Source organism: Desulfocicer niacini (assembly GCF_054657595.1).
The window spans coordinates 1-21,379 of sequence record NZ_BAAHYK010000004.1; the positions used below are offsets into that span (position 1 = coordinate 1).

Below are 21,379 nucleotides of genomic sequence, written 5' to 3' on the forward strand. Positions count from 1 at the left end.
GAAGCAATTGGCATGCCGGAGGTACGGCCACAATGCACAGGACATTTTTTTACGTTGGACCATGATAAAATTTAACACCATCCCTCCCAACATAATTCAGAGAAGGGGAGATTTAGGCAAGAAAACGCCCCAAGAAACAGCATAAACAATGCACCGGCCCAGGTGTCGTTTTTTTTTACAGATTGTAAATCAAAAAAAGTATAATCACCAAACGGATAAAAGCGCAATCCCATAAAAAAGGATGGGCTTGATTATAACATCGACAACCCGTCACAATTGCTGAAACAGCGGGGTCAGGCGTGTGTTATTTTTTTTAAATTTACACGTCCTCCACATTTTGCTCAATGACCTCAAGGCTCTTGTAGGACTTCCCCCCCACCTGAATGTGGCTACCGCTGTGACGGATGGCCATTCGGTGCTGGAAAAGCCCCAGGGACTCCCGGTCGTTGATGCCGGTAAAATAAATACACTGAATACCCATGGCCCGGGCCACCTTAAGCTGGGTGTCCAGAAAATCGGACCGGTTGCACACCCCCAGGGGATTATCGGCAAGGAGAAAAGCGGGCAGACGATCATCCCTTTTGTTCCGTCGTCTCTGGCGCATGGAGGTAAGAAGGGAGTAGAGCAGCACCGCCGTGGTGAGGGCTTCCCCCCCGGAACCCAGGTCTTTGCCCACGGGCTCGTAAGTGCGCCCGGTGTCATCACATTTAAGCAGGCGGATGCCGAACTCCTGCTTTGCCGACGAAACCTTGAGCAGACGGTAGAGAAGTTCCATGGCAAGGGTATCGCCTGCCCTGGCACTCACCTCCGGAATATGATTTTTCTCAATCAGCTCATCCAGCCAGTTGTCAATGGTTTTACGGTAGATCATTGTGTGCCGGGTAAAATCCAGGCGGGTACCGGCCTTTAAAATGGGCTTGCCGCCATAAACAAACACGTTGTCCGGCATAAGCTGTTTTGAAGCGGTCTGGAGTTTCTGGTAGGCCACCCTTACATGCTGGAACAGCTGATCCACAAGGCTTTCAACAAACCTGGCAGACCGTGACAGATCACTTTCGATGTTGGCTGCAATGTAGCTGCATTTTTCCATGAGGTCACCGCTCTGCCCCCCCAGGCTTTCGGCATCGTGCCGGGAAAGCTCGTCCACAATGGCGGGAAGCTGATTTTTCAATGCCTCATCCTTGAGTTCCCCCTTCAGATGGTCAAAGGCGCGGCCCATGTTTTTGCGGCTGCTCTCCATGAGGGTTTCCATCTCTTTTCTGGCGGTTAAAAGGGTTTTCATTTCTTCCCGGAAGAGAAGGGTATTTTTCGCCGGATCTTCCACCGCCACAAGCCCTGGCCATTGCCTGCGGGGGGAATCACTGTCCCAGAAGGAAGCGTGATCACTCACCGTTGCCAGCCCCAGTTCAAGCTCGCCTGCCCATCGTCGATTCCTTTCCAGCTCAGCTATCCTGCGACCGGCGTTCTTTTTCAGCTCATTGATTTTTTCTTCCCGGGCTGCAGCCAGATTTTTATAATGTAAAATCAACCCCTCCAGATCTGTATTTTCAAGATCCCGGGAATCAATATCCCCATTTATACCACGGCTGGCAAGGGTTTTGAGTTCCGCCCGGCAGCGGGCAAGATCCCGTTCCCGCCCTTCGAGTTTACCTTTGTGTCCGGCCCGCTGTTCCTTTATTTCCTCCAGCTTACCCGAAAGAAATGCGGTGCGTTCGTCCCGCTCCCGGCTGCTTTTTGTGGCCCATGTACAGGCACACGCCTCGTCAAAGGTATTTTTTTTACGATATCGCTCCAGATCGTTGGTTGTCTTCTGCAGTGTCTGTCTTACCCGCTGCAGGTCGTTTCTCAATCCATCAATGCCAAGTTCGCTGGCAATGCGGATGGCGTTGCTCTGGGCCTGTTCATATTGACGTCTCAAGGCAGATAGATCCATGGACAGAGCCTCCTGCACCTGGAATTGGGCGAGAACCAGCCCCTCTGTGACGGGAATATCATCGGCCCGCTCCTCCAGATTTTTAAACTCCGCCCGTTTTCCAGCCAAGGTGCCATGGAGGTGGGAGAGGGTGTCAGCGGTTTCTTTTTCTTTTTTCCGGATCTGGGAGGCAATATGGTTCAGCTCCAGCCGTTTAATCTCTCCCCTGGAAAGTTCGATTTCCCACGCCGCCATCTCCCCATACTGGGAAAGCCAGTTTTTCAGCTGTTTTACCTGGTTTTCCAGGCGGGCATGGGTACGGGTTTCGGTGCGGGAAATTTCTTCCAGCTCCTTTTTTAACGTGTTATGGCCATCCATCTTTTTTTCCATGGCAAGGATATCAGATGTCATGCCCGCCAGGGTTTCCCGTGCCGATTCTAGACTCCGGGACAGGCCTTCCACAGCAACAAGATCGGGATATTGTGCCCGGTATTCCCGGAGCCGGGCCTCTGTGGCCTCCATGGATCGAATTTTAGAAATCCGTTCTGCCACCTGTTCCCTTAACGTATCGCATTGCCTGTAAAGGGACTTTTTTTGCTCCTCCAGGTAGGATTTACTGTACACCATGGGGTCTTTGGGGGAGATCACACAATATGCCGCAACCGACTCCCGTTCCATATTCCGGGGTGTTGACATCACCACCGGCTTGTGGAGCCAGTCGGGCACAGGCAGGGTTTTAATCTTTTCCATCACCTCTTCCGTAAGGGCCATGATACCTGAAAATCGTCCAGGATCACCTTCCACCACCCTGGCAATCTCCTGCGGGGTTTTATCCATGCCTGAAAGGTAATCCAGAAAGGGTTGTACTTCAGAAGAAGAAACCCCCTGGGCGGTGCAGTAAGCAACAAGCCTTGACACCTGGGCATCCACCAGAAGACAGTTCATGTTTTCCAGACGTCTGAGCTCGTTTTTCATCTCCAGAAGCTGTTCCTGAAGGCCTTCGGTGCGGGTGCGGCTGCGGGCAATGGATTCCCCCAGGCGCGTGGACAGATCCGCCCGGGTGGGTTCAAAGCTTGCGGAACCGGCGATGCGTATAAGATGGGCATCCCCCAGCAGCTTATCCCTTTTGAGCTTTTCATCTGCCATGGATTTCTGGACTTGTTTCAGGGCTTCCTCTGCCTGGATGCGGGAGCGGTGCAGCTCCTGAAAACGGGCCTGGCTCCGCTGCTGTCGTTCTTCCATCTCCTGGAGCCGGGTTGTGGCCTGTGCCATTTTTTCCCCACTGGCATGGATCTGCCGCTCAAGTTCTGCCAGACTTTCCCCGGGATTTTCCCCGGAGGCAAGCCCCAGATTCTTCCTTGCCACCCGGGCAGCTCCCACCTGGGCGGAAAGCCGGGTGAGAGTCTCATTGTGGCGTGCAATTTTTCGTTCCTGAGCCTTGAGGTCTTCCTTCAAGGCTTCATGTTTTTTTTCCGTGTCACCTCGCTCTTTTTCCATGGAGCGGATGGCGGATTCGTTCTCCATGCGCTGACTTCCCAGGTGGACATGGTACTGGGCCGCCCTTAAATCCGTCTGCTGCCTTGCCGGTTCCAGCTGGGAATCTTTACCGGCCAGGGCTTTTTCCCTGGATTCCCACTCGGCCTTGAGCTGTCTTAATGACGCCATCAAATCGGCAGCCTTGAGGGCCATACGTTCGGCCTCACAGTCTTTCAGATGCCCATCCGCCTCGGTGATCAGGCGTTTGAGCTGTGAAACTTCCCGGTCATGAGTTATCTCCTCAATCTTCACTTGATTGGCCTGGGCTGTCTCAAACTCACCCTTGATAACTTTTTGCCTGTCATAGGTCTGTCTTACCCCGGCATCGGCTACTTCAAGGACCAGAACCGCCTCTTTTTTTGCAGATGTGAGCAAATGGACCGCTTCCCCCAGCTGAATCCGGCTCTCCTCCATTTCCCCGTGAACACCCCGCCACTGTCTGCCGGTTTCGTGAAAGGTCTCCAGATTTTTTTTAAGTAAAATAACGGCGGCCAGCTGCTTTTTCTTTTCAGGACGGTTTTTCATCTTGTCAATGGTCTGGGCCGTGTTTTTCCGGATGGCCATGGCTCCGTCAAGATCAGATACGCATCCCAGAAAAAAACTTAAAAACTCGGCTTCACTTTTAAACTTAAACGACTCCTTTATGCCCCCTTCACTGCGGGAAAAATCCACTTGGCGATTCATCAGCCAAGGATCAAGTCCCAGGGATTCAAGGATTTGTGTCCACTCGGTCTGGTTGTCCGTCTGAAACACCTTGTCGTTGAGATACTCCTTTACGGCTGAATGGGGGCTGTTGCTCGCCGACAGGGCTTCCCATTGCAGACGGAGGCCATCAAAAAAATCGGCCGCCTGGGTAATCGAATCGGCAGCATCAGATCCGGCAATGAAATAGCTTCGCCGGATCTTGTCCGGGGCGGTCCTGTCACGATAAAGGAGCTGCCCGATCACAAGGTGCTCCCGTGGCTTTTCATCAAAAAGGGTGGGTGTCAGATTGATGGAAAGATCCAGCATAATCACGGCGGGTCGGCCGGGCACCAGGTATTGTTCCAGGCTCTTGTCTCCATTGGATTGCAGATACTGCACAAAACGGCGGCGGTCAGGGGCAAAAACGCTGAACAGAAAGGAGAGCAGCGTGGTCTTGCATGAACCGTTGGCCGCCACAATAATCCCATGATCGGCCCGGCTGTTTGTCTTTAAAATGGGGAAAAAACCATTTCTGAGAATGTTCTCCCCTGCCACAATATCACTTACAAAAAATCTGCTGAGTTTATACATTGCTCATCTCCCCTGAAGGGTCCCGGGGTGACGCTTCCCGATCTTTCCCTGCTGATACCACCGCTTTCTGATCCGCCACAAGCTCCCGGAAGGCATGGAACGCATATACAGCGGCCGTTCTCATGGCACTCTGATAGGCGGGGGTGGGTCGATACTCCACCACTTCATCCCCTTGTTCCTGAAATTCCAGGAGATAACCCGTTGCCACCAAGTGCTCCAGCACCCGTATGATCAGCTCAAGCCAGCTGTTGCCCCCCACGGCCCGCTTGCTGTCCGGGTTTTCTTCTGGAAGCTGCCTCAGTCTTCCGGCGGCGGTTCTCACCTCCGGGTGAAAAATCTCGTCTTCCGGATCCATGCGCTCTTCGGCCTTTGCAAACTGCCGCAAAATCTCAACGACATCACCGGGAACGATAACCCCCAGATCCTCCACCGGCGCATCCAGGTCAGATTCTGTGGGAAAAAACGCCGTGGCCACGGCACAGTGCACACAGAGCAATTCGCCGGCTTTAAGGGGGGTGCGAGCCAACATTCTTCCGTAATCGGTGAGGGTGGTGGCAAAAAAACTGCCGGAATTTCTGGACGACAGCCTCAGGGCCATGGGCTCCACCTCCAGGAGTTGGAGTTCCATGGCCCGCAGGTTTTCCATGACTGCCTGACGAAAGGCATCTTCTGCCTGGAAGCGTTGGAGAAGCTCCATCAGCTCAGTTTGATGCTCTGTGATTATGCGCTTATTACCATTGCTGTAGGCCAGACTCAGATAGACGAGACGGCTTGTTTCATAAATATTTTCCATGGTGATCTTTCACTTATTTTTTGGGGGAAAGGAATGGGTCTGAATTGACAGGAACCAAAACCAGATGGTGACCACGATAAAGCCTGCCACCGGGCAGGGTCATGGAGAACTGCCTTGCCGGGGAGGCAAGCTTGACCAGAAAACCATTACGCCCACCGATACGGTGATCAATGATGGCCTGAAACACGGTCATGGCAACGCCCATGGGCAACAGGTGGCCCTTGTTTTCAGGCGTGGGCTCTTTGGGGTTAATTTCCTGGATGTCACCCCCTTCAAGGATGGCCTCCTTCAGAAGCTCTTCCATCATGGTGCCCTCGGCGGTGCGGACCCGATCTTGAATCATGACAACTGCTTTTTCCATCAAGGCTTCTGTAAGTTCTGTTTCATAATGGACAATGGATTCCCCGTCAACCTCCTGGAGGGGCAGCACTTTATCACCGGTGCTCCCCCGGCGTTCCAAGGCCTGGCTCATGGTATCAATTATGGCACCAGGATCAAACAGGGGGATTTGAACCGGGGGATCAAACAGGGCCATGAACTCCCGGGCCACGGCGGCAGCATCGTTTTCTTCCATGCGGCACACCCGTCTCAACACTTCATCCATGGGCGGCAGGATTCCGGACATGCGTTTTCTGAACAGTTTATGGCTGTTCTCGTGATAATCATCGGGTAGGCGCTGCAATTCCCTCACCAGCTCCATCTGGCGGCGATTCAACTTTTTAAGATGCCGGGCCAGTTGAAGTAGTTTATTCTCCTGGGCCCCATCCTTTGTCATCAAAAGGTTATCAAGCACCATGTGATGAAGACGGCTGCTCTCAAATTGAATCTGGGTGGCCTGCCCTGCCCCCTGGTCGGCCATGGCATTGACCTTTTCAAAATCAATGGAGTGTATGTTTCTCTGTATGGCCCGGCGGATGTTTCTTATTTCGTGGGCCTTTCTGGTACACTGCTTGTTGTTCTGCTCGGCAACGGTAATGGCATCGTCCACGTTGCCCCGTTCTATTAAAAGCTTGATACGAAGATTACCGATGGCAGTGGAGTCAAGGGCACTGGTTTCATGGAGGCCAAAGTAGGCGGCATACCCTTCTTCTGTGAGGGAAAACAGGCTATCCTGTCCCTTGTCCGTGTACACGGCTTTAATCAACCAGAACCGACGAGATTTAAAGGTGCCGAAGGCCCCATCAAAATAGCGATATTTGAAAGGAAGATAGCGATTATCCCGGTTCACCAGGTGGTCAAACACCTTTTTGAGCAGGTTCAGCAATGCTTCCCGGGAAATCTCTTCTCCGGCGCTGCGGATCTGATTTTCAATGGCCGGGGTGACCTTGTCCAGCACCTCTTTTCGGGTAACCCCCACGTGGTACTCGGTGAGTTCAGACACGCTGTCAAGTATGGCAAAGGCCACCCACATGAGATCCACCAACTCCCGGATATCTGCCCCATCTTCTGGTTCATCGTCCATGGAGGAAGAAGTGTTGGTGGAAATAATGGTGAATCTGCGGGCCTCCAACTCATAGATGGGACGCATGATAAGGCTGGAGTGGACTGCCCTGGTTACGTCGGATTCCCGGGTTCTGAGCACCTGGGCCGCATCTGCCTCCAAAAAATCAACGGTACTCATTATTTTAGACCACCATCTTGTTAATGACGATCCTGTGGGATTTACCAAACACCATGATCTCTTCGGGTTTACACGCCCCTTTCAGGTAGGTATCCAGAAACTGGGGGATAGATAACATGTAAAGAATATAGGAGAGATGTCCTGAATATCCGGTGATATCCAGCTCCTGCAGAGCTTTAATGGCATCAGCAGCATCTTCCATGACCTGACGGCTGACCATGGGAGGATTTTCCCTGGTGCACACATGGGTGGAATAGATTCTTCTACAGGAGAAAGGCCTGTCCTCATAGATCATGCAGGCGCTATTTTTCATCAGAAACGGGCAGGGGGTGACAACGCCCTTTTCCCTTTTTTTGATCTCCTGCTGGAAAAGTTTTGTCAGGGTTTTCTGCCGGGACCGGGGAAGGGCTCTCATGGCGTTTCTTATGGCCAGGCCTTCAAGGGTGGTTATGTCAATGCTTCCAGCCTCCTTGCAGCAGAAGCCACACCCCTTTACACAGGCCTGTTCTCTTTTTGATTCATTGGCCTTGCGGGCAAAGGTTTCATAAATATCTTTTAATGCAGGTATTTTGTCTTCCATATTTTCCAATTTTATCATGATTATTGCGGTACTTCTGTCTGCAACGTGGCGAGCAGGCAGCACGCCTGCCCCGGTGATCCATCACCTATGATGGCCGGCCAATGTTTAGTGTGATATTATGATCAAGTCCGTTATTTTTTATTTTTCGCAATGATCCATACGGCATGAACCATGCCTGGAATAATACCCAGTATGGTCAATACAATATTGATCCAGAAGTGTTTCCCTATGCCAACCTGCAGAAAAGCCGCAACTGGTGGAAAAATGATTGCACATACAATTTTTATCAAATCTTTCATTTTTAATCCTTAAAATCTGGTTGCTCTTTTTTAAAAAAAGGGGCCTGAAAAAACAGGTATCTACACTTTTTCTTTATTACTTGAGAATAGCCTCAAAACGTTCCCGACGGTAATCAAAAATCTCATCCAGCAATGGTCTTATTAAGAACGGGTGTACCGCCCGGCCAAGCAGAGAAAATGGCGGAGAATAGGTCACATGATCCAGGATTTTAACACCGTTGTCCACAGCCCGGATTTCATGATAATGGTACCAGAAAGAATAGGGTCCCAGGCGCTGTTCATCCACAAACGAGCAATGGGGTCTGATATGCTTGATCTCTGTCACCCATGTGCGCCGTCCCCACAGGGGGATTTTAATCTCATACTCAATCAAAAGCCCGTTAAACATCTCTTGGGGTAACGGTGATTTTATTTCAAAGGCCAGAGAAGGGGGCGTTATCCCGTTGAGGTTGGCGGGATTACTGATAAATTCCCACACCTTTTCAATGGTTGAGTTCACCGTTTGATTTTGTTGTATGGTATACACCACGCGTAAATTGTCCCCGAAATTTAAAGGATAATAGAAAGTTAGGCCCGTATTGCCAGGGCTTCCGCCTCTACAGACTGTATGGCCTGCAAAAGGTCATAACTGTCTTACATGAGAAACCAGCTTTCAGGAGATCGACCAGACATTTAGACAAACGCAGGACCTTTCCCGGACGGATGGAACTATTTCTTTTGTCAGCCCTTATTATACAGCATGGCTCGCAACACTCAACGCTATTTTTCAAGGTGATGCCCCTTCATGATTTTTTTTCTACATTTTCAGCCCACAACCTACTTGACATCTACTGCTAATGCGGCCAAATTTGATGGGTTACAGATGAATTTGGGCCATCCGCAATCAAAAAACAAATGTATACCAATCCGGTTCAACAGCTGCTGCACTTTTATCAGCAAGCTGCGGGATGCGGCCGATGGCGTCCAGAGTTAAAGAGTCCGCGGAGTCAACTAACCAGCTCAATTTTAAGGAGACTTCTTTTCATGGTGAAATCTTTTAATAGCAATGAAAAAACACAGACCATCAGGCAGGAAATCATAAGTCGTCTTGAGAACGGCCCCATGACGGTACGGGAAATTTCCCAATCGGTTGGTATTATAGAAAAAGATGTTTACCATCATCTGATATCCATAGAAAAAACAGTTAAAAACCATAAGAAAAGAATAGATGTGGAACCCTATTATTGCCAGGATTGTGGATTTCAATTCAAGAAACGGAAGACTTTTAAAAAACCAGGTAAATGTCCAAGGTGCAGAGATGGCAGAATTGTATCTGCTGTTTTCCGGATTATATCTCAACATGATAAAGTATGATTCCAGCCATGTGAATTGAGGACTTGGTCACAAGATGGACCACCCGTAACCATTGATGGGCCAACGGGGTCAGGCTTGTGTTCTTGTGATTTTGCCAACCGCCTGGGTTTAAAAGCAATTTTAAACAAAAACGCCAATAACGCAAGCCTGACCCCTCCCTACTGACCCCTCCCTAAAATGGCCCACGTTGTGATCAAGCCCTGAATTGATGAGATCTTTCGAATTCTTATCTATTATTTCCATGTTATTTTTGGAACCTGCTTAAAAATATAATTGGCGCAGGTATTAAATATAGATCATTATTTTTCGCGTAAAATAATCCCCTCACCAGGATAAACCTCCCGGTCCGCTTCTGGAATGGGAGCTTTAATTTCCGGCCATCTGCCTTTCTGGGGTTCCGGCCCTTCAACCGCCATGGGCGACGGGCTGGTGTCAGCCATTTCAGGATGCTTTCGAAGACTCACCTCTGGAATTGCATAGCTGAATTCAATGGGAATATTATTGGGGTCAAAGGAATAGATGGAGTAGATAAACCCATGATCAATGACTTCTGAAACCCAGAACTCTGCGGCTTCAAGCTTTTGTTTTAAGGCCCAAAGATCTTCTTCTGCTTCAACACCAAGGGAAACATGATCAAAGGCCAAGGGACCTTTAACGGGGGCACCATGGTCTTTTTCAGGAATTTTTTCGACATCAGGCCATTCAAAAAAAGCTATCATGTCATATGGTGAAATCTCAAAAAAATAGTGGCGGTATCCCGGATGTCCAAGCCCTGCGACAAGTCTCATTCCCAAAAGATCTCTCCAGAAGCGGATGGTCATGTCAATGTCCGCCGTAGCCATGGCCAAATGATTTATACCTTTGTAGTTCACCATAGTTGCGTCCCCACATCATTGTTGTTGATAATTATAAACAAAGCTGTCCTTTTCTGGTCTAAAGCAAAAAGGGGACAGATTTGTTTGTCCCCTTTTTCTTCTTTCCATTCCTGCCCAAAAAATGCCGCCCCCTTATAAAATCAGGCAAAATCATACCCCCGTTCACCATGCAGAGATTGATCAAGTCCAAGATGGTCCCTTTCCGGATCAAGCCTGAAACCGATGTTTTTTTCCACTTCCATGGATTTTATAAATAACAGGGATCAAAATCAAGACAGAATTCTTTTTTGATGGCGGTCTTTAGCGCACAACTTGACCAGGAATACGCATCCGGGAAATCGACCATGGCTACCTCCACATAACGGCAACAGGCCGTTACCACTTATCAAGTTCTTTGATAATCTGGCTCTGGCTCACACCTTGTGGCGCATATTTTTTAAAAAAATGTATAATTAAAACTTTACGTTGGCTGGATGAAGGTTGGTTGATGATTATTTCTTTATCCACACCCTTGAGGGAAAGAACCCGCTGAAGACTCCGGAAATCCACCACCGTAAAAGCAAATGGGTTTTGCTGTTCTTCGACGCTTATGTCCTTCAGTTCAGTCCATTCCATCCGTCTGCTGCCAAGTGCTCCAAATGATGTAATACCTTTTTCATCAATATGAATACGTTGGGCAGAAAGGCTGGTGAACCACAACGAGAGTAAGGGCAAAGCAATAAAAACTGCAGGAATAGAAACAAAATGCAGGCCCGTAATCATCTGTTGTGAGGGCCAGTCGGGGACGATACCAAGTAGGGATGGCTGCCCCAGCACCTTTATCCAAAAAGAGTCGATGAAAAGCGCAAAGAAAAAAACAGATCCGCTAAGAAGGATAGTATCACAAAGAACACTCAGCCAGACTGACGCAACAGGGATACCTTGTCGTCTCCCGGCCAATCGATGGGCAGAAATCCCAACAGCAATCCCCAGTAGTATTGCCATTGCACCTAAAATTTGACAAAACCTCTTAAGCCAGGGGATTTTCAAGGTCCATGGTACCGGCTGATCAATTGTTCCACTGATAAAAAGTTTGCTGTTATAAGTAAAGGCGGGCCTGAATGAGTCTTGATCAAGAAATTTCTGCGCAAAACCCTTCCACAGTTTTGGCGTAATATTGAGTATTTTTTCATTGGGAACTGTTCCTTTTAAAAGCCCTTCCAGCTCCACTTTTATTCCGGGATAGTCCATAAAATCTTTTTCACTGAGCTGGGGAACATCGTCTTGTTTGCTGTCAATGTACCTGGCAAGAAAAGAAACTTCTAAACAAGTTGTATCAGCAACATCCTGGGTTAATAATCGCTCCACGCTGTTAATGCGGTAAATACCTTCATTAAAAGAAAACACTATTCCTGTCCCAACAGCTTCAGTGCGCTGAAATGTGCTTAAGAAAGAGGCCCATTGGGAACTGGAAACACACCCACCTCCAGATCTGTCCATCAAACCAAGAAAAACTTCCCGTACTTCAGGTTGGTGCGACAGCCTTTCATAACTGAGTTCTATAAAATCTGCACCAAAGCGCTTTGCAGCACTCAGCCTGGTATAGGGTGTATTTTCGATTTCCAAGATCAACATTTTTTTTATTCGTTCACCTGCAAGGCTAACTGGAAATTGCAAAAACTGCAGGGCTATTCCTGTTGCCAATAAAATGAACGTAATGAATTTACGAAACCATAACATTGAATCCCCCACATATTTTTTATAAACGCCATGTTTTTCAAAATAGAGGATCTTGTAAAAAATCTGCCATCATTATTAGCTGCCCGATGGCGGAAGGCGTACCAAAGGCTGTCTTACTGGGAAAAAGGTGGTATCAGTGCCGCTCTTAACTTAACTCCTGGGAAGTTGTGCCGCAATCAATAAACCCTTGACCAAATTCCCCGACTGTTTCCTGATATCTGCTTTGGTCTGCTCTGTTAACTGCAAGCCACAAGCCATCCTTGTTATTGGGAGGCGCTGGTCCACCTATTACGGAGATCATCGCCCCCCCCACTGCCTCTTTAATCAGACATGTGAAGCCCAGGCCAAATCAAAGGCCTGGTCGTTCTGCTCCAGATTAGTGATAATCAAAGAAGGCGTAATCCATGCCTGGTCATCAAATTCATGCTTGTCGGCAATCTTAATAACCGGATAGGCTGTCTGACGGGCAATTTTCTTCACCGTCAGAAATCGGGTGGCATTTTCCCCGGAGGCAATGCGGGTGAAAGCCAGATGTAAAACATTGTTTCGCTGGGCAGCCTTCTGGTAGTTTTCAAAATCCTCCATGTTGTACTGCTTGCCGGGAAGGATTTCCATGCGATTGGTGTAACGGGTGTCCACATCCAGAGCGATGTAATAGCGGTGCTCGTCAAAATCAATTTCATAGCCGTCATACAGGGTATAGACATTGCCAAGGATGGTGATGAGCTTTTCAAAATTTGCAATCTTCTTTGCGTAACGCTCCCCTTCCTGGTTTTTGCCCACATGGTAATAGTCGGCCATGAACAGACAATGCTCAGGCAAAAGCAACAGTTCTTCCTTGTTAAACTCCCGCAGAATAAACCGGGACATGATCTCCCGCACCTTGGGGGCCTTGGTGGGACGTCCGGAAATCAAAAAATAGATCCCGTCCAGGCATTGTTCCCTTCGCCACTCCTGGAGAAGCGCATATTGCTTGCCAAATAACAATTCCAGAAATCGGGAAAATTCTCTTTCAATGAAGACATCGGAATCCCACCATTTTTCTTCATCATCGGCATGGCGGGTTTCTCTAAAGAGCTCGGCAAAAAACTCGCCTGCCTTTTTTTCTGAAAAAGATTCCTTTCGCTTCAGGGTGGTGGTGATACCAAGATCCGGATCTTCAAAGGAGCGCATGAGCAAAATACTGGCATCGGTGGTCAAACCGCCGATGTCCACATGGCACACCACAAAGGTAAGCCCCTTCTTCTTTTCCTGGAGGGCGTTGCGTTTCTGGGAAAAAAGAAAGGCCACCTCCTGTAAATCCGGCAGGCGGTCCTTTTCGCTGGAAAGATCCCAGAAGGGCATGAGCTTGATAAGATTAAGAAAATACAACTCGCATGATCCGCTTTCATCGGCGGAAATGTTGACAAAGGTTTTTTTAAGGCCTCTCAGATTGGGGGGTAAAAGCACCTTCCATTTGTTGTGAGCGGCAAACTCCATGCACACGGAATAGATGCTTTCCCGGTAGCCATTTCTCAGATTCTCTATGAAAAGATCCGGCACCGTCACCCGGATCTCGGTGATCACCGGAACGGCAGGTCCATTCCATGGACGGCCTTCCTTTGGGGCCGTGATATATTTAAAGCTCTCCTCAAGTACCTTTTTTATATAAATGCGAAACTGAGGCACATTTCCCTTGTAAGCCGCAAACTTGCTGGCAAACACCGATTTTGCACTTTTAACAATCTGGCTGTTGGAGACATTGATGTCATCAAAATCATCCACAAAGGCAAAATCCCGCTCATCCCCGGAAGGTGGATTGATGAAGGCCGACGGAAATCCCCCGCCATTGCCCTTGCCGTTCTCATAGTGCACCACATACTGCCAGGTATCGGTGATCTTGTCCCGGCCAAAACTGCAGGGCCAGCACAGCACAGAGGTGCGGTAGGAGCCGAAATCCACAAACAGAATATATTCTTCACGGTTATTGGGATCCCGTGAGGTTCTGCCTGCAATGGTTTCATAATAAAGCCGATTGTCATCCGCCAGCTCCAGATGGAAATCATCCACCTTTTTTTTCTTTCGTTTAAAAAAATCAAAAAACATTATACGTCCTCCAGTACCCTTCCCATGAGCGCAATGTCCCCCCTGATCAGGGCATTTGGCACATAAAGTTCGGCACTGTTCATTATGATATAGGGCAAATCTTCTTCCCGGGTGCCCAGGAAACCCTTGTTTCCACCATCCAGTCGTTCCTTCAGATTTTCCCACAAAGCCTCAGACACCCCTCGGCACATGGCATCATTATCAAAGAACTGCATAAGATACTGGGCAAAGACCCCAGTCCAGAATCGTTGATGATTTTCCACAAGACCATCTGCCTGGGTGGCCATCTCATTATTGAAATACGTTCTGATGGAACGATACCGTCCCTGGACAATCAGCCTGCGCATCCGTTCTTTTACCTCGGATACCTCGTCATAGGTTTCAATTTCATTGAGGGTGGCCATGGCATGGGCAAGACAGTTTTCCGCAGTATCCATCCAGGGCATAAGAAAAATAATATCCAGGGCCTCTTTAATGGTTTCACCGACACAGATGGATTCAAGAAGATGCCGGGACCAGGCAATGCCGCCATCCAGGGTAATGCTATCCTGAATCTCTTCAAGATCTTTGTAGCGGCTCAGTCGGGAAATCCAGCCATCCACATAGGGACCGGGTTCTCCGAAGGTCACCGGATACCGATCATTGCAGGGATTTACCAGCTGAATCACCGTGTCAAAGGCAGGATAACTCTTGAAATCCGTTTCAATATCTTTTTCCACATGGGTATTGCCACAATATCCGGCAATGGCACTTTCACCCTGCAAAGACACCACCAGGGGCAGTTTCCTGTCCAGGGGACCGGTGTCCAGCACTTCACGGTATTTTTTCAGTATGATGTCCATGGGATGGCCCGGGGGAATGGCAATCTTATGCTGGAAACAAGCCACCAGGATGCCGGGAAAACGGATAAGATTATCCACCAGGTTTTTTTCAAAGGTTTTATGAAGAATCTGCTGGGACTCCAGAGCATCTGCCCCCTCCTTGATCCCGGGATACTCAATAACCGGAAGAGTCATGGGGGTCTGGGCGGCGGGCACCAGCACCTGGAGCAGGTAATCACCGGGCACAGCCCCCTGGGAAAGGTCATAGAGTTTCCCGAAAAGATCCGGTGAAATATCATCTCTCATGATCCCGCCGGTACTGATGGCCAGTTGACGGATCACAATGCGTGTTACGGTGTCCGAGGGCTCCACCAGACAGGGAACAGCAGTGTTCTCCGAAGTATTGTGGGCCTTCACAGAAAACAGTTCCCCCAGGTCAGCATGGTCAAACAGATCCAGGAGGTAACTGGTTTTAAAGGACTTGTCCGTGCCCATGATATGTACATACACCGGGGTATCCGTGGCCGGTACATGGTCCAGGCACTCCCTGCAAGCCGTTATGACCGAAGACGCTTTTTCCATCTGCTGGGCCGGCGTGGCTTTTAATTTTTCAATTATACTTTCAATACTATCTCTTAGCCGCGCCAGACGGCTTTCATTAAAACGCATGGGATTTTTTACTCCTGAGAACGGTTTAATCCGGGCTTGGTCTCAACATGAACCGCATGGGGTGGGTTCTGGCTTGGGTTATTGTACTTTTGTTAAAATCTGTCTTGAAACACAGACAGTTGTCAAAAGCATAGAGCCGGATAAATACTAAGGCCCTAATAGAACAAGCCTGAACCCGTCGGCCCGAACGATGACGATTGGCCCAGGTTATGACCAAGCCCTTTAATCCTGATGGGTGTGATGTTTTGTTATAATTTCCGTCACGGTTTAATCCAGCTCCATGATCTGATATCCGCCATCCACGGACTTGTTAATACTAAGTCTTTTCTGACCGATTTGAAATTCCATTCCGTTTATCTCATGTTTGTAACTGAAGGTGATACTGTCATTGTACACCATGAAAGAAAAGGGGTTAAACACATTGATATCCGCCCTTTCAAATTTAACTGTCCGTCCATTTTCAAGCTTTCCCCGGAAATGGTCAGCATCTTTAAAAAGGGAGACAATTCCTGATCTGCCAGGGCTGATATTCACAGCCTGGGTGGAAGAACTGTCGTCTTTGGACAGCTGCACAAGGGAGGTGTTGACCTGGATGGGGTCTCGTTTAAGGGTAACATGGCTGGTTTTTTCAAAGGAAGATTTGCTGATAAGATTGGACAGCACAAGAGAGGTCAACGGATCATAGCACTGGATACCATACTTTCCCTTGGCATCTTCCATCAACAGTTCACGGTGTACGGCCACGGGGAAATGGGAATCAATCCGACTGAGTTGCATCTGATCAATCTTTTCAGATATCAGTGCCAGCTTAAATGATTGGCCAACCTTTTCGGTGAAATACACCGCCGAGGTCTTGGAAATTTTTAATTCCTGCTGCTGATCATCGTCAATGGCATACCAGGTATAGGTCTCACCGGTTGATTCGCCTCCCATAAGGGCTGCAGCAACGCGCCGGGGCACCAGGGTGGACTCATCCCGCCGGAAAAAACCGGCAAAGGTCAATTTACCGTCGGCATTTCTCCCGGCCAGGAGATACCAGTCTATATCTTCCAAGGGGGCTTCGATCTTTAAGGGAGAAAAGGTATACACATCGGCAAGGAAATTTTTCAGTTTAAAATCAATGGTATCTGCCTTGAGCATCTGGGAAAACTCCTGGGAATCCCGCAGTCGCTTGTAATCTGTATAGGAGATCATGTTATCGCTTAGGAACTGGTTCACCTGGGGATGCTTGATGTTAAGATCCCCCACCTTGAAATAAAACACATTACTGGTGTAACCCGATGCTTCACAGGAATAAATCCGGGCAAGACGGTTCATTTCCGTGCCGGAAAGCTGCATATCATATTTTCTGAGAGCTTTGGTCACGTCCCGGTTGTAATTAAAATAAACAAAGAGGGCCAGCCGGTCACCCTTGAAATTGATATCACTGTCCGAGGCATCCCGGTAGGAGTCCTGATTCATGCAGGACAGAATATCCTTTACATAATCGGGATTCAAGAAGGTGTCTGCAATTTTTTTCTCATCGGGCAATTCAGAATCCCGCCATGCATACACCTCCGGAAAATGGCGGCTGTAAAACGTCATCTCCATGGAATCCGGATCAGAACTTCCCAAGGAAAAGTCAAAGGTCTTACCGGTGAAAAATTTATCGTAAAGGGCATAGCCACCGGCGGACAAAAGAGCAACCACTCCCAAAATCACAATCAGCTTGACCATAAAAACGGTTTTGGGTCCACCTTTCTGGAGTTCTTTAAGCAGGGCAATGGCCCGGGACTGCCCCTGGAGGGAATCCTTATACACCACATTGGCTCCATAGGCGGTTATGATTTTTTTATCTTCAGAGCGAAAAAAAACCCACCGGGAACCAATGTTATCTCCCCTTGTCACCCGCAGCTTAAGGTATTCAATGAACTCTTTTCTCGCACCTCCGGACAGCCTAGACATGGGGATCTGGGTCATTCCCTGTTCCAGGGGAATTCTCCCATTAATATCAATGATTCTCACATCCAGGCTGGAGGTTACACTTTGATATCGCCTTACATCCTGAAAGATACTGCATTCCGGCGGTACCAAGGCCTCAAAAACCAGGGGATATGCCTGAACTTTTTCAACGGGCAGCTCAAAATCATCAAATCGCCCCATTTATATTTTCTCCTGTAAAATCAAATTTGTAGATCAGCTGCATCGAGACTTGCAAGGCCGATTTTATGCATTTTAAATAAAATTAGTTATTTTATCTAAAAACTATCTAAAAGTCAATTTAGCTGAATTTTAATTCATGGGCACTTGCTCCAGGTTCAATCATCCCGGGCCATGGAGGATGTTGCCGGGATCTCAAAAACGAAATAACACTGGGGCAGCCATTCCCCATGGGCGAATCCTAACAACATCTGACGTTGGATAAAAAAACTCAGGGGGCCTGGGAACCCAACATCACCCCCCTTTACAAGCAATCCAGATCCTGTTATTTCCATTAAAAAACCCAGAACCCAGCATCTACCTTTTCACACCTCCCAAAAAAGGAAAACTCCCATGGACCTATTAATAAAAAACGGCCTGATACTGACCATGAATACGGATATGAAAATCATTGAAAACGGTGCCGTAAGGGTTAGGGATGGCGTTATTATTGCTGTGGGCAACCCGGAGGATACCTCATCATCCATCCCCACGCGGGAAATTGATGCCCGGGGGGGCATCATCATGCCAGGCCTTGTCAACAGCCATACCCATGCCGCCATGACCCTGTTCCGGGGCCTGGCCGACGATCTGCCTCTGATGGTGTGGCTCCATGACCACATTTTTCCGGCAGAATCCCGAATTACGGCAGACATGGTGTACCGGGGTGCTCTTCTTGCCTGTGCGGAGATGCTGCTTTCCGGAACCACCTGTTTTTGTGATATGTATCTCTTTGAAGAAGAGGTGGCCAGAGCCGCCGACCAGGCGGGCATGAGAGCCGTGGTGGGGGAGGTGCTCTATGATTTTCCGTCACCCTGCTATGGCCCCCTTGACAAGGGATTTGAGTATGTCAACACCATGATGGCAAAATGGGAAAACCACCCACTGATAACAGTGGCGGTGGAGCCCCATGCCACATACACCTGTGCCCCGGAACTGCTCACCCGGGCGGCTGATTTGGCCAGGACCCGTAAGGTGCCTTTTGTGATCCATGTGGCAGAAACAAGCAACGAAGTAAATCTCATTGAGGAAAAATACGGAAAAACCCCGGTGCAGTTCCTGGCAGACCTGGGCGTTTTAAGTCCCAACGTGGTGGCCTGCCATTGTGTACACCTCACCCAGGAAGACCGGGCGTTATTAGAAAAATTCAATGTCAAGATGGCCCATTGCCCGGAAAGCAACATGAAGCTTGCCTCGGGGGTGGCCCCGATACCTGTGCTTCTGGCGGAGGGAATCTGCGTATCCCTTGGCACCGACGGGTGCGCCAGTAATAATGATCTTGATCTTTTTGGGGAAATGAACTCCGCCGCCAAACTGCACAAGGTGTTTTCCATGAATCCCGAAGCCGTGGATGCCAAAACCGCCCTTAAAATGACCACCATTAACGGGGCAAAGGCTCTGGGTTTGGAAAGGCAAATCGGATCTCTGGAGGTGGGAAAACAGGGGGATATCATCGTTGTGGACACCCAGGCACCCCACATGGTGCCCATGTATAATCCCTATTCTCAACTGGTGTATGCGGCCCGGGGAAGTGATGTCACCACCACCATTGTCAACGGCAGGGTCTTGATGGAGAACAGAAAACTTGTCACCCTTGATGTGGATAAGATAATGGATGATGTCCGGATCCTTGCCAAGGAGATTGCAGCCGGGGATATATCCTGATCCTGCAGAATATTTACTCCAGTTTGTACCATTGCCTTAAAAAATCAGCTTTCCTGGAAAAAAAACCGTTCCCGGCCAAAGGCAGGCTTAAGGTCGTCCAGCCACGTGGCCGTTTCATCAAACTTTGCATAAAAGGGCCGATTAACCCAGCTGGTATCCCGGGCCTGGATAAACTTCAGGGCAAAGACCTTCTCCCCATGGATTTCGGGGATACCGTCCACAAGCACCTTGCCAGGAGCTGCAGACATGGATGGCCCCCGGACCGTACGGCACAGGCCGGACACGTTGGCATAGGCTCTGGTGAAAATATCATGGGCCCGGGCCAAGGGAACTTCAAAATACGCCTGGGGTCCGGTGTTACGGGCAATGAACATGTAATAGGGGATCATGCCAAGATGCACCTCTTTTTTCCACAAGGTCCGCCACACTTCGGAATCATCATTGATGTGACGAACCAGAGGGGCCTGGCAACGCATCTGTGCACCGGTACCAAGAATTCGTTTCACAGCCGCTTCCACCAGGGGAGATGCAATCTCCCGGGGATGGGTAAAATGTGCCATGATGGTCAGATGAATGCCGGACTGAACGATTTTTTCGAATAATCTTAAAAGGTCATCGGCATCCTTGTCCCCCAGAAAGCGATGAGGCCAGTAGGACACGGATTTGGTTCCCATACGGATACTGGTAAGATTACCAGATTTAAGGGCCAGAAGGGGTTCCACGTAACGGGCCAGGGTTTGGGTCCGCATGAACAGGGGGTCTCCTCCGGTGAAAAGGACATCATTGACCTCGGGATGTAGAGACAGATAATCCGTAAGATGTCTGGGGGAGGAAGATGCAAACTTCAGATCCTCCATGCCCACAAACTGAACCCATCGAAAACAATAGGTGCAGTATGCATGGCAGGTCTGTCCCTGGGTGGGAAAGAAAAGCACCGTTTCATTATATTTATGCTGCAACCCACTGAATTCAAATCCATTTTCAACGGGAACGTTTTTTTCAACCTGGGCTGCCGGATGGGGATTCATGGCCTCCTGAATCCGACGGACTTCCTGGGGCAAGGCCCCCTGCTGTCCCGGGGTGCGCTGAAGGTCTTTGATGCGGTTGAGATCTTCAGGAGAAAGCATAGCTGGCTGGGGAAAGGTCAGCTGAAAGATCGGATCCTGGGGCACCTTTGTCCAGTCAATGAGTTCATTGATCACATGATTATTGACACGAAAGGGAAATACCTCGGCCACAGCGGCCATGTTGTCCATCACCTCCCGGTCAATCTCGTTCATCTGGGGAATGGTTCTAAAATTCTTCTGGGTATACACCCTGTATTTTTGGCTGTTATCATTTGTTTTCATGGATACCTCCTTTAAATCGCTGATAGAAAAACTCCTTTTCTGTTGCAGGTCATTAATTTCTGCTGTAGGGCATTAGTTAAAATCTGGATCAAACGATGAAGGGCGGGGAATACACTGAAGGACACACATACGATCGGGTCAAGAAAAGACGGAAACCATTCATAAACTGAATGGCTCATTCACAAACTGGTGGGGTCAGGCTAATATGGTTATGCTTTTGATTGACAACTACCCGGTGCCCTTTGGTTTATATGAAATAGTAGGTAAGTCTAATACTCTTTCATGCTTCGTTGTGGGCAGAACGAGATCAGAATAAGGTTTGCCCATGGCAGTTATAAACAAAGCACATCAGCACGAGGCTGACCCCAGGCACCCGACATATTCCGAGTTGTCAATCATAACGATCAATCCAAAGCAAATATTAATCATAATAATAATCGGAATCTGCTTTTTTTCAAGGGTTACATATTTTTTGCTTATTATGCTCACACTTGACCTTCAAGTTTTTTATGCTGATAAAACTGGAGGAGAAGATACCCCGGAATTGAATTGTTGCATGAAAGCTGATAAGTTGGGCTTAGTGATTACATGGGCCATTCATCACGATTGACGGGCCAACTGGATCAGGATTAAATCATTGAAGGCTGAC

General features: G+C 48.7%; 14 protein-coding genes. 2 read left to right on the forward strand and 12 right to left on the reverse strand.

Annotated elements, in window-relative coordinates:
* Nucleotides 1-319 precede the first annotated feature (319 nt).
* The 6 genes from ACYQ2M_RS02740 to ACYQ2M_RS02765 all read right to left on the reverse strand — a co-directional run bounded on the left by ACYQ2M_RS02740 (nt 320) and on the right by ACYQ2M_RS02765 (nt 8,545).
* Nucleotides 320-4,723 carry a hypothetical protein gene (locus tag ACYQ2M_RS02740; RefSeq protein ID WP_459914781.1) on the reverse strand — a complete coding sequence of 1,468 codons (4,404 nt, stop codon included), beginning with the start codon at nt 4,721-4,723 and terminating at the stop codon, nt 320-322.
* Nucleotides 4,716-5,516 (reverse strand): hypothetical protein, encoded by an 801-nt coding sequence (locus ACYQ2M_RS02745; RefSeq protein ID WP_459914782.1) that lies wholly within the window; start codon nt 5,514-5,516, stop codon nt 4,716-4,718. Before ACYQ2M_RS02745 ends, ACYQ2M_RS02740 begins: the two co-directional genes overlap by 8 nt.
* Nucleotides 5,517-5,529: 13 nt before the next feature.
* Entirely contained in the window at nt 5,530-7,137 is a 1,608-nt protein-coding gene (locus tag ACYQ2M_RS02750) for a hypothetical protein (protein WP_459914783.1), read from the reverse strand.
* A gap of 4 nt (nt 7,138-7,141) precedes the next feature.
* Nucleotides 7,142-7,717, reverse strand: a complete 576-nt coding sequence (locus ACYQ2M_RS02755) for a YkgJ family cysteine cluster protein (protein ID WP_459914784.1) — start codon at nt 7,715-7,717, stop codon at nt 7,142-7,144.
* Between the two features lie 131 nt (nt 7,718-7,848).
* A complete protein-coding gene (locus ACYQ2M_RS02760) occupies nt 7,849-8,016 on the reverse strand; it encodes a YqaE/Pmp3 family membrane protein (RefSeq protein WP_459914785.1) in 168 nt (55 codons plus the stop codon).
* Between the two features lie 76 nt (nt 8,017-8,092).
* On the reverse strand, nt 8,093-8,545 hold the full coding sequence (locus tag ACYQ2M_RS02765) for an SRPBCC family protein (RefSeq protein WP_459914786.1): 453 nt from the start codon (nt 8,543-8,545) through the stop codon (nt 8,093-8,095).
* A gap of 494 nt (nt 8,546-9,039) precedes the next feature.
* On the opposite strand from ACYQ2M_RS02765, the gene ACYQ2M_RS02770 reads away from it, so the two are divergent.
* Nucleotides 9,040-9,369: a transcriptional regulator gene (locus ACYQ2M_RS02770; RefSeq protein ID WP_459914787.1), complete on the forward strand. Its 330-nt coding sequence runs from the start codon at nt 9,040-9,042 to the stop codon at nt 9,367-9,369.
* 299 nt (nt 9,370-9,668) lie between these two features.
* Here the strand turns inward: ACYQ2M_RS02770 and ACYQ2M_RS02775 are convergent, their stop codons facing one another.
* The 5 genes from ACYQ2M_RS02775 to ACYQ2M_RS02795 form a co-directional block, all read right to left on the reverse strand.
* On the reverse strand, nt 9,669-10,244 hold the full coding sequence (locus ACYQ2M_RS02775) for a VOC family protein (RefSeq protein ID WP_459914788.1): 576 nt from the start codon (nt 10,242-10,244) through the stop codon (nt 9,669-9,671).
* Between the two features lie 375 nt (nt 10,245-10,619).
* Entirely contained in the window at nt 10,620-11,963 is a 1,344-nt protein-coding gene (locus tag ACYQ2M_RS02780; protein WP_459914789.1) for a hypothetical protein, read from the reverse strand.
* 324 nt (nt 11,964-12,287) lie between these two features.
* Complete coding sequence (locus tag ACYQ2M_RS02785) at nt 12,288-14,048, reverse strand: hypothetical protein (RefSeq protein ID WP_459914790.1); 1,761 nt, start codon at nt 14,046-14,048, stop codon at nt 12,288-12,290.
* The gene (locus ACYQ2M_RS02790) at nt 14,048-15,538 is read right to left on the reverse strand and encodes a hypothetical protein (RefSeq protein ID WP_459914791.1); all 1,491 of its coding nucleotides are present in this window, start codon (nt 15,536-15,538) and stop codon (nt 14,048-14,050) included. The genes ACYQ2M_RS02785 and ACYQ2M_RS02790 overlap by 1 nt, the downstream gene beginning before the upstream one ends.
* Before the next feature lie 267 nt (nt 15,539-15,805).
* Nucleotides 15,806-17,680, reverse strand: a complete 1,875-nt coding sequence (locus tag ACYQ2M_RS02795; RefSeq protein ID WP_459914792.1) for a hypothetical protein — start codon at nt 17,678-17,680, stop codon at nt 15,806-15,808.
* Nucleotides 17,681-18,070: 390 nt separating this feature from the next.
* On the opposite strand from ACYQ2M_RS02795, the gene ACYQ2M_RS02800 reads away from it, so the two are divergent.
* The gene (locus ACYQ2M_RS02800) at nt 18,071-19,381 is read left to right on the forward strand and encodes an amidohydrolase (protein WP_459914793.1); all 1,311 of its coding nucleotides are present in this window, start codon (nt 18,071-18,073) and stop codon (nt 19,379-19,381) included.
* A 44-nt stretch (nt 19,382-19,425) separates the two neighbouring features.
* Here ACYQ2M_RS02800 and ACYQ2M_RS02805 read toward each other — a convergent pair whose 3' ends face one another.
* On the reverse strand, nt 19,426-20,730 hold the full coding sequence (locus ACYQ2M_RS02805) for a KamA family radical SAM protein (RefSeq protein WP_459914794.1): 1,305 nt from the start codon (nt 20,728-20,730) through the stop codon (nt 19,426-19,428).
* Nucleotides 20,731-21,379 lie beyond the last annotated feature (649 nt).